This window comes from Acidiphilium cryptum JF-5 (genome assembly GCF_000016725.1).
Taxonomy (GTDB): Bacteria; Pseudomonadota; Alphaproteobacteria; order Acetobacterales; family Acetobacteraceae; genus Acidiphilium; species Acidiphilium multivorum.
Genome location: NC_009484.1, coordinates 1,560,622 through 1,575,376 on the forward strand (window position 1 = coordinate 1,560,622; position 14,755 = coordinate 1,575,376).

16 protein-coding genes are annotated in these 14,755 nt (G+C 69.1%); 14 read left to right on the forward strand and 2 right to left on the reverse strand.

Annotated features, from left to right (window positions below):
* Nucleotide 1: 1 nt before the first annotated feature.
* The 4 genes from ACRY_RS09440 to ACRY_RS09455 all read left to right on the forward strand — a co-directional run bounded on the left by ACRY_RS09440 (nucleotide 2) and on the right by ACRY_RS09455 (nucleotide 4,516).
* Complete coding sequence (locus tag ACRY_RS09440; RefSeq protein ID WP_231295395.1) at nucleotides 2–1,237, forward strand: NRAMP family divalent metal transporter; 1,236 nt, start codon at nucleotides 2–4, stop codon at nucleotides 1,235–1,237.
* A 70-nt stretch (nucleotides 1,238–1,307) separates the two neighbouring features.
* Complete coding sequence (locus ACRY_RS09445) at nucleotides 1,308–2,591, forward strand: ArgE/DapE family deacylase (protein ID WP_011942219.1); 1,284 nt, start codon at nucleotides 1,308–1,310, stop codon at nucleotides 2,589–2,591.
* Nucleotides 2,592–2,616: 25 nt separating this feature from the next.
* A complete protein-coding gene (locus tag ACRY_RS09450) occupies nucleotides 2,617–4,038 on the forward strand; it encodes an amidase family protein (protein WP_011942220.1) in 1,422 nt (473 codons plus the stop codon).
* Nucleotides 4,039–4,171: 133 nt separating this feature from the next.
* Complete coding sequence (locus ACRY_RS09455) at nucleotides 4,172–4,516, forward strand: SHOCT domain-containing protein (RefSeq protein ID WP_007421792.1); 345 nt, start codon at nucleotides 4,172–4,174, stop codon at nucleotides 4,514–4,516.
* A gap of 30 nt (nucleotides 4,517–4,546) precedes the next feature.
* Here ACRY_RS09455 and hslU read toward each other — a convergent pair whose 3' ends face one another.
* Together hslU and hslV are read right to left on the reverse strand one after the other, a co-directional pair.
* Entirely contained in the window at nucleotides 4,547–5,866 is a 1,320-nt protein-coding gene (hslU, locus tag ACRY_RS09460; RefSeq protein ID WP_007421791.1) for an ATP-dependent protease ATPase subunit HslU, read from the reverse strand.
* On the reverse strand, nucleotides 5,863–6,414 hold the full coding sequence (gene hslV / locus ACRY_RS09465; RefSeq protein WP_007421790.1) for an ATP-dependent protease subunit HslV: 552 nt from the start codon (nucleotides 6,412–6,414) through the stop codon (nucleotides 5,863–5,865). Before hslV ends, hslU begins: the two co-directional genes overlap by 4 nt.
* Nucleotides 6,415–6,551: 137 nt before the next feature.
* Here hslV and ACRY_RS09470 point away from each other — a divergent pair, with 137 nt between their 5' ends.
* The 10 genes from ACRY_RS09470 (at nucleotide 6,552) to nagA (ending at nucleotide 14,743) form a co-directional block, all read left to right on the forward strand.
* Nucleotides 6,552–6,989, forward strand: coding sequence for a phosphate-starvation-inducible PsiE family protein (locus ACRY_RS09470; RefSeq protein ID WP_007421789.1), 438 nt, complete (start codon nucleotides 6,552–6,554; stop codon nucleotides 6,987–6,989).
* Nucleotides 6,990–7,067: 78 nt separating this feature from the next.
* Nucleotides 7,068–8,465: an MFS transporter gene (locus ACRY_RS09475; protein WP_011942222.1), complete on the forward strand. Its 1,398-nt coding sequence runs from the start codon at nucleotides 7,068–7,070 to the stop codon at nucleotides 8,463–8,465.
* 59 nt (nucleotides 8,466–8,524) lie between these two features.
* On the forward strand, nucleotides 8,525–9,115 hold the full coding sequence (gene hisB, locus ACRY_RS09480) for an imidazoleglycerol-phosphate dehydratase HisB (protein WP_011942223.1): 591 nt from the start codon (nucleotides 8,525–8,527) through the stop codon (nucleotides 9,113–9,115).
* Nucleotides 9,112–9,747, forward strand: coding sequence for an imidazole glycerol phosphate synthase subunit HisH (hisH, locus tag ACRY_RS09485; RefSeq protein ID WP_007423219.1), 636 nt, complete (start codon nucleotides 9,112–9,114; stop codon nucleotides 9,745–9,747). Before hisB ends, hisH begins: the two co-directional genes overlap by 4 nt.
* A complete protein-coding gene (locus ACRY_RS09490) occupies nucleotides 9,744–10,304 on the forward strand; it encodes a GNAT family N-acetyltransferase (protein WP_011942224.1) in 561 nt (186 codons plus the stop codon). The genes hisH and ACRY_RS09490 overlap by 4 nt, the downstream gene beginning before the upstream one ends.
* A 1-nt stretch (nucleotide 10,305) precedes the next feature.
* A complete protein-coding gene (gene hisA, locus ACRY_RS09495; RefSeq protein WP_011942225.1) occupies nucleotides 10,306–11,046 on the forward strand; it encodes a 1-(5-phosphoribosyl)-5-[(5-phosphoribosylamino)methylideneamino]imidazole-4-carboxamide isomerase in 741 nt (246 codons plus the stop codon).
* Nucleotides 11,040–11,804, forward strand: coding sequence for an imidazole glycerol phosphate synthase subunit HisF (gene hisF / locus ACRY_RS09500; RefSeq protein ID WP_011942226.1), 765 nt, complete (start codon nucleotides 11,040–11,042; stop codon nucleotides 11,802–11,804). Before hisA ends, hisF begins: the two co-directional genes overlap by 7 nt.
* An 8-nt stretch (nucleotides 11,805–11,812) precedes the next feature.
* Nucleotides 11,813–12,307 carry a phosphoribosyl-ATP diphosphatase gene (locus ACRY_RS09505; RefSeq protein WP_013640002.1) on the forward strand — a complete coding sequence of 165 codons (495 nt, stop codon included), beginning with the start codon at nucleotides 11,813–11,815 and terminating at the stop codon, nucleotides 12,305–12,307.
* Complete coding sequence (locus tag ACRY_RS09510; protein WP_007423214.1) at nucleotides 12,304–12,687, forward strand: histidine triad nucleotide-binding protein; 384 nt, start codon at nucleotides 12,304–12,306, stop codon at nucleotides 12,685–12,687. Before ACRY_RS09505 ends, ACRY_RS09510 begins: the two co-directional genes overlap by 4 nt.
* Before the next feature lie 4 nt (nucleotides 12,688–12,691).
* Nucleotides 12,692–14,743, forward strand: coding sequence for an N-acetylglucosamine-6-phosphate deacetylase (gene nagA / locus ACRY_RS09515; protein WP_043509146.1), 2,052 nt, complete (start codon nucleotides 12,692–12,694; stop codon nucleotides 14,741–14,743).
* The last annotated feature ends 12 nt before the right edge of the window (nucleotides 14,744–14,755 follow it).

Below are 14,755 nucleotides of genomic sequence, written 5' to 3' on the forward strand. Positions count from 1 at the left end.
CGTGTCACCGCGTTCCCGTCGTTCGCGCCTGCCCTTCCTCGCCGTGCTCGGCCCTGGCATCGTCGTCATGCTCGCGGATACCGAGGTGGGCAGCATCATCACGGCGTCGCAATCCGGCGTAGCTTGGGGCTATCGGCTGCTGCTGCTGCAGTTCATCCTGATTCCCATTCTCTTTGTGGTTCAGGAACTCACCGTCCGGCTCGGCATCTTCACCGGCAAGGGCCATGGCGAACTGATCCGCGACACGTTCGGCAAGGGCTGGGCCTGGCTTTCGGCCGGGGGCCTCGCGGTTGCCACCGTCGGCGCGCTGCTCTCGGAATTCTCCGGTGTGGCCGGCGTGGGCGAGCTTTATGGCATCCCCCGCGCGGTGACGCTGACGCTCGCCGTCGTGTTCCTGCTCGTGGTCGCGTTCACCGGCTCCTATCGCCGGGTCGAGCGGGTGGCGATCGCCTTGGGCCTGTTCGAGCTGGTGTTCTTCGTCATCGCCTTCGTCTCGCGGCCGGATGTCGACCAGATCGCCGCGCAGACCTTCCAGCCGGCGCTGGGCAATCCAGGTTATCTCTACCTCGTCGCCGCCAATATCGGCGCCGTGATCATGCCGTGGATGATCTTCTACCAGCAATCGGCGGTGGCGGATAAGCGGCTGACGCCGGCGGATTTCAAGTATGCGCGCTGGGATACCGCGATCGGCGCGGTGGTCACCCAGCTCGTCATGGCGGCGGTGCTGATCTCGACCGCCGCGACGATCGGCCGGCACAACCCCAATGCCAGCCTCGACACGGTGGGCGACATCACCGCGGCCCTCACCCCCTATCTCGGCGTCGCGATGGGCAAGCTGGTGTTCGGCGCCGGCGTGCTCGGCGCCGGGCTGGTGGCGGCCATCGTCGCCTCGCTCGCGCTGGCCTGGGGACTTGGCGAGGTGGCAGGGTATCGCCGCTCGCTGGAGGATCACCCGCTGCGCGCAAGGTGGTTCTACGGCGTCTATGCCGCCTGCCTGATCCTCGGCGCAGTGCTGGTCGGCGTAGTGCCGAACCTCGTGATCCTGAACATCGCCGTCGAGGTGATGAACGCGCTGCTGCTGCCGCTGGTGCTCGGCTTCCTGGTGATGCTCGGCCTCAAGGCGCTGCCGCCGCAGGTGCGGCTGCGGGGCTGGTATGCCGGGCTTGCCATCGCGATGTCGGCGGTCACCGCGGGGCTTGGCGTCTATGGCGGGCTGTCCGGGGCCGGCCTGTTCTGATCCTGCCCGCCCTTTCTTGACAGCCGCCGCCCCGGCTTCTCAAATCGCCGCCAGAAAAACGGGGGCGGCGATGACACTGGATCCGGATCTGGCGGCAAGGCTGATGGACGCCGTGGATGCCGGGTTCGACGAGCAGGTCGCCTTCACCCAGGCGCTGGTGCGCTTTCCCTCCACCCGCGGCGCCGAGGCGCCGATCCAGGATTTCGTCCATCGCGCGCTGCGAGACCGCTTCTACGCGATGGACCGCTTCACCATGGACCGCGACGCGCTGGGGCGGCATGCGGGCGCGGGCCGGATTTCGGCCGAGCATTCCGACGCGCCGATCGTGATCGGCACCCATCGTCCGCGGCGCGACACCGGCCGCTCGCTGATCCTGCAGGCGCATGTCGACGTCGTGCCGACGGGCCCGGCGGAGATGTGGCGGCATCCGCCCTTCGAGCCGGTGATCGCGGAGGGGTGGATGCACGGGCGGGGCGCGGCCGACATGAAGGCCGGCCACGCCGCCAACATCTTCGCGCTCGACGCGCTGCGCCGCGCCGGGTTCCAGCCGGCCGGAACCGTGCATGTCGAATCGGTGGTCGAGGAGGAATCGACCGGCAACGGCGCGCTGATGACGCATCTGCGCGGCTATCGGGCCGATGCCGCGCTGATTCCCGAACCGCAGGACGAACGCCTGGTGCGCGCCAATGTCGGCGTGCTCTGGTTCGAGATCGAGGTGCGCGGCGCGCCGGCGCATGTCCGCGCCATGGCGGAGGGCGCGAACGCGATCGATGCCGCGTATCGCATCATCGCTGATCTGCGCGGGCTGGAGGCGGAGTGGAACGCGCGCAAGGGCGGGCATCCGCATTTCGCCGCCGAGCCGCACCCGATCAATCTCAATCTCGGCCGGATCGAGGGTGGGGACTGGGCCTCCTCGGTGCCGAGCCGATGCCGGCTTTCCTGCCGGATCTCGCTCTATCCGGGCACGCGGGCGGGCGATGCCGCGCGCGAGATCGAGGCGCGGATCGCCGCCTTCGCCGCGACGGACCCGATGCTCGCAGCCAACCCGCCGCACGTCAGCTTCAACGGCTTCTTCGCCGAGGGCTACGTGCTGGAGCCGGGATCGGCGGCGGAGGCGGCGCTGGCCGACGCCCATGCGGCGGCGACCGGCGCGCCGCTCGGCACGATGATGACCGGCGCCTATCTCGATGCGCGGGTGCATGCGCTTTACGACCGGATTCCGGCGCTGTGCTACGGCCCGGTCTCGCGTGGGATTCACGGGATCGACGAGGCGGTGGACCTCGCCTCGGTGCGGCGGGTGACGAAGGCGATCGCGCTGTTCGTCGCGCAATGGTGCGGATTGGAGCCGGGCTGAACCGGCGGAGACGACAGGAGCGATAATGACCGAACTCTGGCAACTCACCGCATCCGACCTCGCCGCGCGCATCCGCCGACGCGAGGTTTCGGCGCGCGAGGCGGCCGCCGCCGCGCTCGCCCGGCTGGACGAGGTGAACCCGGCGATCAACGCCGTGATCGACCATCGCCCGGAACGGGCGCTGGCCGCCGCCGGGCGGATCGACGCGGCACTCGCCCGCGGCGATGATCCGGGCCCGCTCGCCGGCGTTCCCGTCACGGTGAAGGTGAATATCGACCAGAAGGGATTCGCCACCACCAACGGAATCCGCCTGCAGATGGATCTCGTTGCCCAGAGCAACAGTCCGGTGGTCGACAACCTGGAACGCGCGGGGGCGGTCATCATCGGCCGCACCAATACCCCCGCCTTCTCGATGCGCTGGTTCACGACCAACCAGTTGCACGGTGACACACGAAATCCGCACGATCCGGCGCTGACGCCCGGCGGCTCGTCCGGCGGGGCGGCGGCGGCGGTTGCGAGCGGGATCGGCGCCTTCGCCCACGGCACCGACATTGCCGGCTCGATCCGCTACCCGGCCTATGCCTGTGGCCTGCACGGGTTGCGGCCGAGCATCGGCCGTGTCGCGGCGTTCAACGCCTCGGGGCCCGAGCGCGGCATCGGCGCGCAGATCACCGCCGTCTCCGGCCCGATCGGGCGCAGCATGGCGGATCTGCGCCTCGCCCTCGCGGCGATGGCCCAACCCGACCCGAGCCCGGAGGGCCCACGCGACCCGTGGTGGTGCCCGGCGCCGCTCGACGGGCCGGATTTGCCGCGGCGGGCGGCACTCTGCCTGCGCCCCGGCGGGATGAAGGTGGTCCCCGAGGTCGAGGCGGCGCTGATCGCGGCGGGCCGGGCGCTCGAGACGGCGGGCTGGGCGGTCGAGACGATCGACGACCTGCCGCACATGCGCGAGGCGGTCGAGGTGCAGATCCAGCTCTGGCTCGGCGATGGTTTCGACGCGCTGGCCTCGACCGTCGCGCAGGAGGGCGATCCCGGCGCGATGACGGTGATCGACTCCTTCCGCGAGCTGGCGAAATCCTGGCCGGGCGACGTGGTTGCGCAGGCGCTGAAGCGCCGCGCCACCATCGCCCGCGCCTGGCGCCAGCTGCTCGCCCGCTTCCCCGTGCTGATGATGCCGACCTCCGGCGAGCTGCCCTTCCGCGACGGGCTCGACCTCGCCGGGCCGGACTCCTTCCGCCGCGTGTGGGATGCGCAGGCGACGCAGATCGCGCTGCCGCTGGTCGGGCTGCCGGGCCTCAATGTCGCGACCGGGTTCGCCGGCCGTGCGCCGCTGGGCGTGCAACTCGTCGCCGCCCCCTTCCGCGAGGATGTGCTGCTCGCCGCCGGCGCCGCGATCGCGCGGGACGATGCGCCGATCATGCCGATCGACCCGCGCGGCGCCGGCTGATCCTCCGCCCCGTTCCGGCTGGCGCAAACCAGCGCTACGCGGAACGCCGGGGCATATCCATATGGATCAATGCGGAGAAGGGCAGACAGTCGCATTCTTCTCCCGTGACCTCGTGGATGAAGGAGGCTCGATCATGAACAGGCTGAAACGGATTGCGGCACCGGCCGCGCTCGCCGCCCTGCCGGGCCTCGCCTTCGCGCAGGGCGGGGCGGGACCTGGCGGGTTCGGCTACGGACCGGGCATGATGTGGTGGGATGATGGGTGGACGACGATGTTTCTCGGACCTTTCTTCATGATCCTCGTTCTCGCCGTGATCGTCATGGTGGCGGTGGCGCTGCTGCGCTCCGCCGGCACGTTCACCCACGGGCCGACGCATCCGCCGCAGCGGACGGCGCTCGATATCCTCAAGGAGCGCTTCGCGCGCGGCGAGATCGACGCTGCCGAGTTCGAGTCCCGGCGGCGCACGCTGGGGGATTGATCCCCCTGGCGTCGCCGGAGACCCGCGCCGTTACAGGATGAAGCGGCCGAGATCGCCGCGCGCGGCGAGCGGGGCGACCTTGTCGTTGACCAGGGCGGCGTCGACCGTCACGGTCTCGCCGGCGCGGTCGGTCGCGGCGAAGCTGATCTCCTCGAGCAGCCGCTCCAGCACCGTGGCCAGCCGACGCGCGCCGATATTCTCGACCCGGTCGTTGATGTCGGCCGCCAGCGCCGCCACGGCATCGACCGCGTCGTCGGTGAAGTGCAGGTCGACATTCTCGGTCTTCATCAGCGCGACATACTGCTTGAGCAGGGAATGTTCCGGCTCGGTCAGGATGCGGCGGAAATCCTCGCGCGAGAGCGAGGCGAGCTCGACGCGGATCGGCAGCCGCCCCTGCAGTTCCGGCAGCAGGTCCGACGGCTTGGCGACGTGGAACGCGCCCGAGGCGATGAAGAGAATGTGATCGGTCTTCACCGGACCGTATTTGGTCGAGACCGTCGTGCCCTCGATCAGCGGCAGCAGGTCGCGCTGCACGCCCTCGCGCGAGACGTCGCCACCGCGGAAGCCGCTTTCGGTGCGCGCGCAGATCTTGTCGATCTCGTCGAGAAAGACGATGCCGTGCGTCTCGGCGTGCAGGCGGGCATCGGCGGTCAGCTGCTCGTTGTCGAGCAGGCGGTCGGCCTCCTCGCGCTCCAGCGCGGCGCGGGCGGCGGCGACGGTCATCCGCTTGCGGCCATGCTGGCGGCCGAACATCGACTTCATCATGTCGCCGAGATTGATCGCGCCGCCCGGCGGCATGCCCGGCATGTCCATCTGGCCGATCACGTTGGGCGGCGCCTCGCTCACGTCGACGTCGATTTCCTTTTCTTCCATCTCGCCGTCGCGCAGCATCCGGCGGAAGCGGTTGCGCGTCTCCGACGAGGCCCCCTCGCCCACCAGCGCGGTCAGCAGCCGATCCTCGGCGGCGAGTTCGGCGCGGGCCTGCACGCCCTTGCGGCTCATGTCGCGCAGCATCGTGATGGACACCTCGACGAGGTCGCGCACGATGCTTTCCACATCGCGGCCAACATAGCCCACCTCGGTGAATTTCGTCGCCTCGACCTTGATGAACGGCGCCTGGGCGAGCTTGGCGAGGCGGCGGGCGATCTCGGTCTTGCCGCAGCCGGTCGGCCCGATCATCAGGATGTTCTTCGGCACCACCTCCTCGCGCAGCCCCTCGGGGAGCTGCTGGCGGCGCCATCGGTTGCGCAGCGCGATGGCGACGGCGCGCTTCGCGTCCTGCTGGCCGACGATGAAGCGGTCGAGCTCGGAGACGATTTCGCGGGGCGTGTAGGTCGGGCTGTCGATCACAGGATTTCCACCGTCACGTGATGGTTGGTGTAGACGCAGATGTCGCCGGCGATCTTCATCGCCCGGCGGGCGATGTCCTCGGCGGTCATGCCGTCCACCGAGATCAGCGCGCGCGCCGCGGCAAGGGCGTAGTTGCCGCCGGAGCCGATGGCGATGATGCCGTCCTCGGGTTCCAGCACGTCGCCATTGCCGGTGAGGGTGTAGGCATGGGTGCGGTCGGCCACCGCCATCATCGCCTCGAGCCTGCGGAGATAGCGGTCGGTCCGCCAGTCCTTGGCGAGTTCGACGCAGGCGCGCTCGAGCTGGTTCGGGAAGCGCTCCAGCTTCGCCTCCAGCCGTTCGAGCAGGGTGAAGGCATCAGCGGTGGCGCCGGCGAACCCGGCCACGACATTGCCATTGCCGATTCGGCGCACCTTGCGCGCGTTGCCCTTCACCACGGTGTTGCCGAGGGAGACCTGGCCGTCGCCGGCCATGGCGACCTGCTCGTCGCGCCGCACACAGAGAATGGTCGTGCCATGCCAGCCGACCGGATCATTGGTGTTCATCATGCACTCCAGATGGCACCGCGCGGATGGCCGGGCAAGGCGCCAAAGGTTGAAGGGGCCCGGGTCCGTGTCCCTTTCGTGCATGCAACGGACGGCGGAAGCCGCTATCATTGCCGCGGCAGGCACGGGGAGACCAGGGGATGGACCGCCGGTTCGGCAGCAGGGCGTACCAATATTTCGAATTCGTCGTCGTCCAGGCCGTGACGCTGCTGATGGCGATCGTGGTGACGGCGGCACTCGCGCATCTCGTGGTGAACATCGCACACGACATCCTGGCCACAACCTTCGATCCGACCAACGCGGCGGTGTTCCAGTCGGTGTTCGGCGGGATCTTCACCGTCGTCATCGCGCTGGAATTCAAGCGATCGATCCTCGTGACGAGCGAGCGCGACGAGGGGCCGGTGCGCGTGCGGGTGGTCATCCTGATCGGGATGCTCGCGATCGTCCGCAAGCTGATCATCATGGATCTCGCGCATGAGAACGCGTTGCAACTCCTCGCACTTTCGGTCGCGTTCCTGTCGCTCGGAATCGTCTACTGGCTGGTCCGCGACCAGGATCGCCGGGAAATGAAGGATTAGACGGGCGAGGCCGGCCCCCGACTTGCCAAGGTCTCAGGAGACGGGCTTACTGATAAAAAACATGTCAGTGAGGATCGCATGCCGGACCAGACTGCGGCGACAATCGCCGCCCGCCTCGACCGCCTGCCGCCGTCCCGCACGGTCTGGACCATCATTGTCCTGATCTCGCTCGGCGGCATATTCGAATTCTATGATCTCTTTTTCACCGGCTATGTCGCTCCGGGAATGGTGGGCGACGGGCTGTTCAAGCCCGAATCGCTCGGCTTCCTCGCCGGGCTGAGCGTGCTGAAGGTCGCCGGCTTCGGCACCTTCGTCTTTGCCACCTTCGCCGGGCTCTGGGTCGGCGCGCTGATCTTCGGCCAGGTCGCCGACCGGTTCGGCCGCCGCGCCGTCTTCACCGGCTCGCTGCTGTGGTACATGGTCTGCACCGCGATCATGGCGTTCCAGACCAGCGGCCTCGCGCTCGATATCTGGCGCTTCATCGCCGGCATCGGCATCGGAGTCGAACTCGTCACCATCGATACGTTCATATCCGAGATCATCCCACGCGGCGAGCGCGGCAAGGCCTTCGCGGTGAACCAGTTCATCACCTTCCTCGTGGTGCCGCTGATCGCGTTCCTGGCCTATGCCATGAAGGGCAGCAAGCCGTTCGGGCTGGACTACTGGCGGGTGCTGATCCTGATCGGCTCGGTCGGCGCCGTCGTGGTGTTTGCCCTGCAGCGCGGCATTCCGGAGAGCCCGCGCTGGCTGGCCCGCCACGGCAGGATGGCGGAGGCGGAGGCGATCGTCGCCGACATCGAGCGGCGGGTGGCGGCGGAGACCGGCGCGGCCCTGCCGCCATTGCAGCCGGCGGCCCCGGAAGAGGAAGGCGCCGGATCGATCATGGAAATCTTCGGCGCCGAATACCTGCGGCGGACGATCATCCTGTCCATCTTCAACATGGCGCAGGTGATCGGCTTCTACGGCTTCGCCGCCTGGGTGCCGACGCTGCTGATCCATCGCGGCATCACCGTCACCCACAGTCTCGAATACGCCTTCATCATCGCCATCGCCAATCCGTTCGGCCCGCTGCTCGGCACGCTCTTCGCCGACCGGATCGAGCGCAAGACGCAGATCATCGGCGCGCTCGTCGTCATGACGGTCGTGATCGGCCTGTTCGCGCAGAGTTCGGCGCCGCCGGTGCTGATCGCCCTTGGCGTGCTGTTCACGCTGGCCTCGAACGTGATGTCCTTCGCCTATCACGGCTACCAGCCGGAGCTGTATCCGACCCGGATCCGCGCCCGCGCGGTCGGCTTCGTATATTCGTGGAGCCGGCTGGCAGCGGCCTTCGCCGGGCTCGCGATCGGCGTGCTGCTGGCCCGGTACGGCGTGCCGGGAGTGGCCGTGTTCATCGCCGTCGCCATGCTGGTGGGCATCGCGATGATCGCGCTCGGTCCCTCGACCAGGGGACTCGCGCTCGAGCAGATCAACCACTGAGCGAAGTTTCGCCGGCCGGCTGATTGGCGGGCCGGCGAAATTGGGCTAGGCCAGCGCGCATGAGCCGCACTGCAAGCATCACGCGCACTACATCCGAAACATCGATCGAACTGATGCTCGACCTCGATGGCACCGGCAACACCGACATCGCCACCGGAATCGGGTTCTTCGACCACATGCTGACCGCGCTCGGCCGGCACGCCATGCTCGACCTGATCGTCCGCGCCGAGGGCGACCTGCATATCGACGCCCACCACACGGTGGAGGATGTCGGCATCGTGCTTGGCCAGGCGATTCGCGAGGCGCTGGGCGACAAGCGCGGCATCACCCGCTTCGGCTTCGCCGCGACCCCGATGGACGAGGCACTGTGCGAGGCCGCGATCGACCTTTCCGGGCGGGGGTTCCTGGTGTTCGACGTGCCGTTCGAGCGGCCGATGCTCGGCGACATGGACACCCAGCTGGTTCAGGAATTCTTCCAGGCGCTGACCGCCAATGGCGGCTTCGCCCTGCATCTGACCCGCCGCGCCGGCCACAACGCGCATCACGTGGCCGAGGCCGCGTTCAAGGCGGCGGCACGGGCGCTGCGCATGGCCGTCGAGCCCGATCCGCGGGCCGCGGGGGCGATCCCCTCGACCAAGGGGGTGCTGTGAGGATTGCGGTCATCGATTACGGCAGCGGCAATCTCGCCTCGGCGGCGCGCGGGCTTGAACTCGCCGCCTCCCGTCTCGGGCTCGATGCCACCGTCTCGATTACCGACGACCCGGATATCGTTGCCGGTGCCGACCGGATCGTGCTGCCCGGCCAGGGCGCATTCGCCGACTGCGCGCACGGGCTCGCCGCGCGCCCGGGCCTTGCCGCCGCGATGCATCGGCGGGTCGAGGCCGGGGCGCCGTTTCTTGGCATCTGCGTCGGCATGCAGCTGATGGCCGAACGCGGTCTCGAACACGAAATCACCCCCGGATTCGGGTGGATTCGCGGCGACATCGCGCCGATCCGCGCAGACGGCCTGCGCCTGCCGCACATGGGCTGGAACGAACTCGCCTTCACCCCCGGCGCGCACCCGCTGCTCGACGGGCTCACGCCGGGCGACCATGCGTATTTCGTGCATTCCTACGCCCTGCGCACGGATGATCGCGGACCGGTGATCGCGACCACATCATATGGTGAAGAGATCGTGGCAATGGTTGCAACCGGCAACCGGGCGGGTACACAATTCCACGTTGAGAAAAGCCAGGAGGTCGGCCTGACCATTCTGGCGAATTTCCTGCGCTGGATGCCATGATGACCCAACCGGACCTCTGCGACCTTCCTCCCCCGTCGAGCATGCAGGTCGATCGCCTGACCGCGATCGCCGATGACGACATGCAGACGCTGTGCGAGGCCGCCGATGCGGCGATCATCGATGGCGGCGGCTTCGGCTGGCTCCGCCCACCAGGGCGCGCGGCGCTGGAGCAGTATTTCCGCGGCGTCGTGATGGTGCCGGAACGCGAACTGTTCGTCGGCCGGATGGACGGGGTGATCTACGGCGCCGCCCAGCTTGTCCGCCCGCCACGCAACAACGAGGCGCAGGCCTTCGGCGCGACGCTCGCGCATAATTTCGTCGCCCCCTACGCACGCGGCCACGGCTTGGCTCGCCTCATCGTCGAGCGGGTCGAAGACCGCGCCCGCGCCCTCGGCTATCAGGTGCTCAACCTCGATGTCCGCGCGACCCAGGACGCCGCGATCGCCCTCTACGAGCGTGCTGGTTTCGTGCGCTGGGGTACGCACCCGGCCTATGCCCGCACCGACGGGCAGACGATCGCAGGGCATTTCTACTACAAGTTGTTGCAGGCTTCCTGACATGGCGCTGACCCTCTACCCGGCGATCGACCTCAAGGATGGCGCCTGCGTGCGTCTGCGCCGCGGCGAGATGGACCAGGCGACGGTCTATGCCGAGGATCCGGCCGCCCAGGCCCGCACCTTCGAGGCCGCCGGATTCACAGCACTGCACGTGGTTGACCTGAACGGTGCTTTTGCCGGGCGGCCGGTGAACGGCGAGGCGGTGCGCGCGATACTCACCGCGGTGGCGATGCCGGTGCAGCTCGGCGGTGGCATCCGTGACATGGCGGGCATCGCCGCCTGGATCGAGCTTGGCATCTCGCGCGTCATTCTCGGCAGCGCCGCGGTGAAGAACCCTGCCCTGGTACGCGAGGCGGCGGCCGCCTTTCCGGGGCGGATCATCGTCGGCATCGACGCGCGGGATGGCATGGTCGCCACCGAGGGATGGGCCGAAACATCGTCACTGCCGGCGACCGAGATGGCGATGCGCCTGCAGGATGCCGGCATCGCCGCCATCATCCACACCGATATCGCGCGCGACGGCATGCTTCAGGGCCTCAATCTCGACGCCACCGAAGCCCTCGCCGCCGCCATCGCCATCCCGGTGATCGCCTCGGGCGGCGTGGCCGGCATCGAGGACATCCGCAACCTGCGCGCCGCCGCCGCCCGGACGCCCAATCTGGCCGGCACGATCATCGGCCGCGCCCTCTACGATGGCCGGATCGACCCGCAGGCCGCGCTGGCGGAGGCCGCCGCATGCTGAAGCTGCGCGTCATTCCCTGCCTCGACGTGAAGGACGGGCGCGTGGTCAAGGGGGTGAACTTCGTCTCGCTGCGCGATGCCGGCGACCCGGTGGAGCAGGCCGTGGTCTATGACCGCGCGGGCGCCGACGAACTCACCTTTCTCGACATCACCGCGAGCCATGAGAATCGCGACACGATCATCGACGTGGTCGGCCGCACCGCAGCCAGAGTGTTCCTGCCGCTGACCGTCGGCGGCGGCATCCGCAGCACGGATGACATGCGCCGCCTGCTGCTGGCCGGAGCCGACAAGTGCAGCATCAATTCGGCAGCCATTTCCCGCCCGGATTTCATCAACGAGGCGGCACGGAAATTCGGCAGCCAGTGCGTGGTCGTCGCGGTCGATGCGCGGCGCGGCGGCGAGGGTTGGGAAGTGTTCACCCATGGCGGACGGCGCGGCACCGGGATCGACGCGGTGGGCTGGTGCGCCGAGATGGCCGCGCGCGGCGCCGGCGAGATCCTGCTGACCTCGATGGACCGCGACGGCACCGGCCTCGGCTTCGACCTCGACCTGCTGCGCGCCGTGACCGCGCGGGTGAACATTCCCGTGATCGCCTCGGGCGGGGTCGGCACGCTCGCGCATTTCGTCGAAGGCGCCGAGGCGGGCGCGACGGGGCTGCTTGCCGCCAGCGTGTTCCATTTCGGCCAGTTCACCATTGCCGAGGTGAAGGCCGCCCTCGCCGCCGCCGGCCTGCCGGTTCGCCCGGTTGCCTCCCACTAGAGATCGCCATGCCCAAGAAACCCGTGAAATCCGCCGCTGCCGACGCCAAGCCGAAAAAGGTCGCTTCCGCCAAACCCAAGGTCAAGGCGAAGCCGAAGGGAGTGGGCGCCGCGAGCCATCCGCCCGTCCCGCTGCTGAACCCTGCGGCGCCGAACGCTCAGGTGCTCGACCGGCTATGGTCGACCATCCTCGCACGGAAAGCCGCCGATCCGCTTGTCAGTCACTCGGCCCGCCTGCTCTCGCGCGGGGTCAACAAGGTCGCCCAGAAATTCGGCGAGGAATCGGTCGAATGCCTGATCGAGGCAGTCGCCGGCAACCGGACGGCGCTGATCGCTGAAAGCGCCGACGTGCTTTACCACCTGCTGGTCATGTGGGTCGCGGCCGGGGTACGGCCGGAAGATGTGTGGCTGGAACTCCAGCGCCGGGAAGGCATTTCCGGGATCACCGAAAAGGCGTCCCGCCCGATGCTGCTGTCGATCGCGGAAACGAGGAAAATTCCATGAAGCCAGGTGTGAGCGGCAAGCCGCCCTATGACGACCAGAACGTCTTCGCCAGGATCCTGCGCGGCGAAATCCCCTGCCGCAAGGTGTATGAGGACGAATTCGCCCTCGCCTTTCACGACATCAACCCGCAGGCGCCGCAGCATGTGCTGGTGATTCCGAAGGGGAAATACGTCTCCTTCGCCGATTTCTCTTCCACCGCCAGCGATGCCGAGATCACCGGCTTCGTGCGCGCGGTCGGCGAGGTGGCGCGGCAGATCGGCGCGGAGGAGACCGGCTACCGGCTGCTCGCCAATATGGGGCCGGACAGCCACCAGGAAGTGCCGCACCTGCACGTGCACGTGTTCGCCGGCCGTCCGCTGGGGCCGATGCTCGTCCGCTGAGCCGATGCTGATCGCGGCCGACCGCCTGTTCCGCGACGGGGCGATCACCGGCCCCGGCGCGGTGGCCATCGAGAACGGGCGGATCGCCGCGGTGCTGGACTACGATCCGGCGAACCCGGACCTGCGGCTTCAGGGCGGCATCCTCGCCCCCGGCCTGATCGACCTGCACAACAACGGTGCCTTCGGCATCGATTGCGCCGAGGCGGATACCGATGGCTTCCGCCATCTCTGCCGGTCCCTCGGCGCGCGCGGTGTCACCAGTTTCGCGCCGACCGTCATCACCGCGCCGTTCGCCTCCCTGCATGGCGCGGCGCGGCGCCTGCGCGCGGCGCTGGCGGCGATGGCGGGCGAACCGGTCGCGCGGATGCCGGGGCTGCATCTCGAAGGCCCGTTCCTCGCACCCAACCGGCGCGGCGCCCATCGCGCGGACTGGCTGCGCGATCCGACCAGCGCGGCGCTGGACGAACTTCTGGCCGACCCCGATCTTGCCGCCACCCTGAAGCTCGTCACCCTCGCGCCGGAGCGGCCGGGCGGGCTTGCGGCGGTGCGGCGGCTGACGGATGCGGGGGTGATGGTGGCGCTGGGCCACAGCGACGCCGATGCGACAGAAGCGCAGGCCGCGATCGAGGCCGGCGCCCGCCTGGTGACGCATGTGTTCACCGCGATGCGGCCGTTTCATCATCGCGATCCGGGGCTGATCGGCGTCGCCCTCGCGGATGCGCGGGTGCATGCGTGTTTCATCGCCGATGGCGTGCATGCGGATGCGCTGGCGCTGCGCTTCGGCTTCGCCGCCGCCGGCGCGCGCGCGGTGGCCGTAACCGATTCGGTCAGCCTCGCCGGCCTGCCCGAGGGCAGCACGGCACGCTTCGGCGGCGATTCAGCGCAGGCGCGGGACGGCGCCGCGCGGCGGCCGGACGGATCGCTCACCGGCGCGACGATCACGCTCGATGAAGGGCTACGCCGCCTGATCGGCGCCGGCATCGCGCCCGCTTCCGCGCTACGCGCGGCGACCGAAGCCCCCGCCGCAGCGCTCGGACTTGCCGATCGGGGGCGGCTTGCCGCCGGGTGCCTGGCCGATCTCGTCTGGTTCGACGATGCCTTCAATGTCCGCAATGCCTGGGTCGACGGCACGGCGCTGCATCCCCTGCCCGCGCCGGCGCGCCACGCCCCCGCCATGCCGGCGACGGAGACGATCCGCCGCGATCTCGACGACCTCGACCGGGCGGATAGCGCCACGATCATGGGCGCGTTGCTGGATCAGGAACAGGGAGCGGCGGCGGCGGTGAAGCGAGCGATCCCAGCGCTCGCCCGCCTGGCGGAGGACGTGGCGGTGCGGCTCGAAGCCGGCGGGCGGCTGTTCTATGCCGGCGCCGGAACCTCAGGCCGCCTCGCGGTGCTCGATGCGGTGGAATGCGGGCCAACCTTCTCGCTGCCGGACGGGGTGATCATTCCCCTGATCGCCGGCGGTGCAGCGGCGGTGACCGGCGCGGTCGAGGGCGCAGAAGACGATGCCGCCGCCGCCGCCGCCCTGCTCGATGACCACAAGGCGGGCCCGGCGGATGTTCTCGTCGGCATCGCCGCCTCCGGGCGGACGCCGTTCACCCTCGGCGCGCTGCGCGCCGCCGCCGCGCGCGGCCTGCTGACCGGGGCTATCGTCAATGCCGATGGTCCGCTCGCCACTTCGGCCGACATCGCGGTGGTGATCGCGACGGGTGCCGAAGTGCTCGCCGGCTCGACCCGGCTTTCGGCCGGCACCAGCCAGAAACTGGCCCTCAACGCGCTCTCCACCACGGTGATGATGCGCCTCGGCAAGACATTCGGCCCCTATATGGTCGATCTCCGCGCCACCAACGCGAAGCTGCGCGCCCGCGCCATCCGCATTGTCCGCGCGATTGCCGGCGCGCCCGAGGCCGATGCGAAAGATGCCCTTGAAACAAGCTGTTACGAAGTAAAGACCGCCATCGTCATGCTCATGTTGCGAATCGGCACGACCGAGGCGCGCGCGCGCCTCGCGGAGGCGGGCGGACGATTGCGCACCGCGCTGGACGGGGCATAGTCCCTCCCGCAT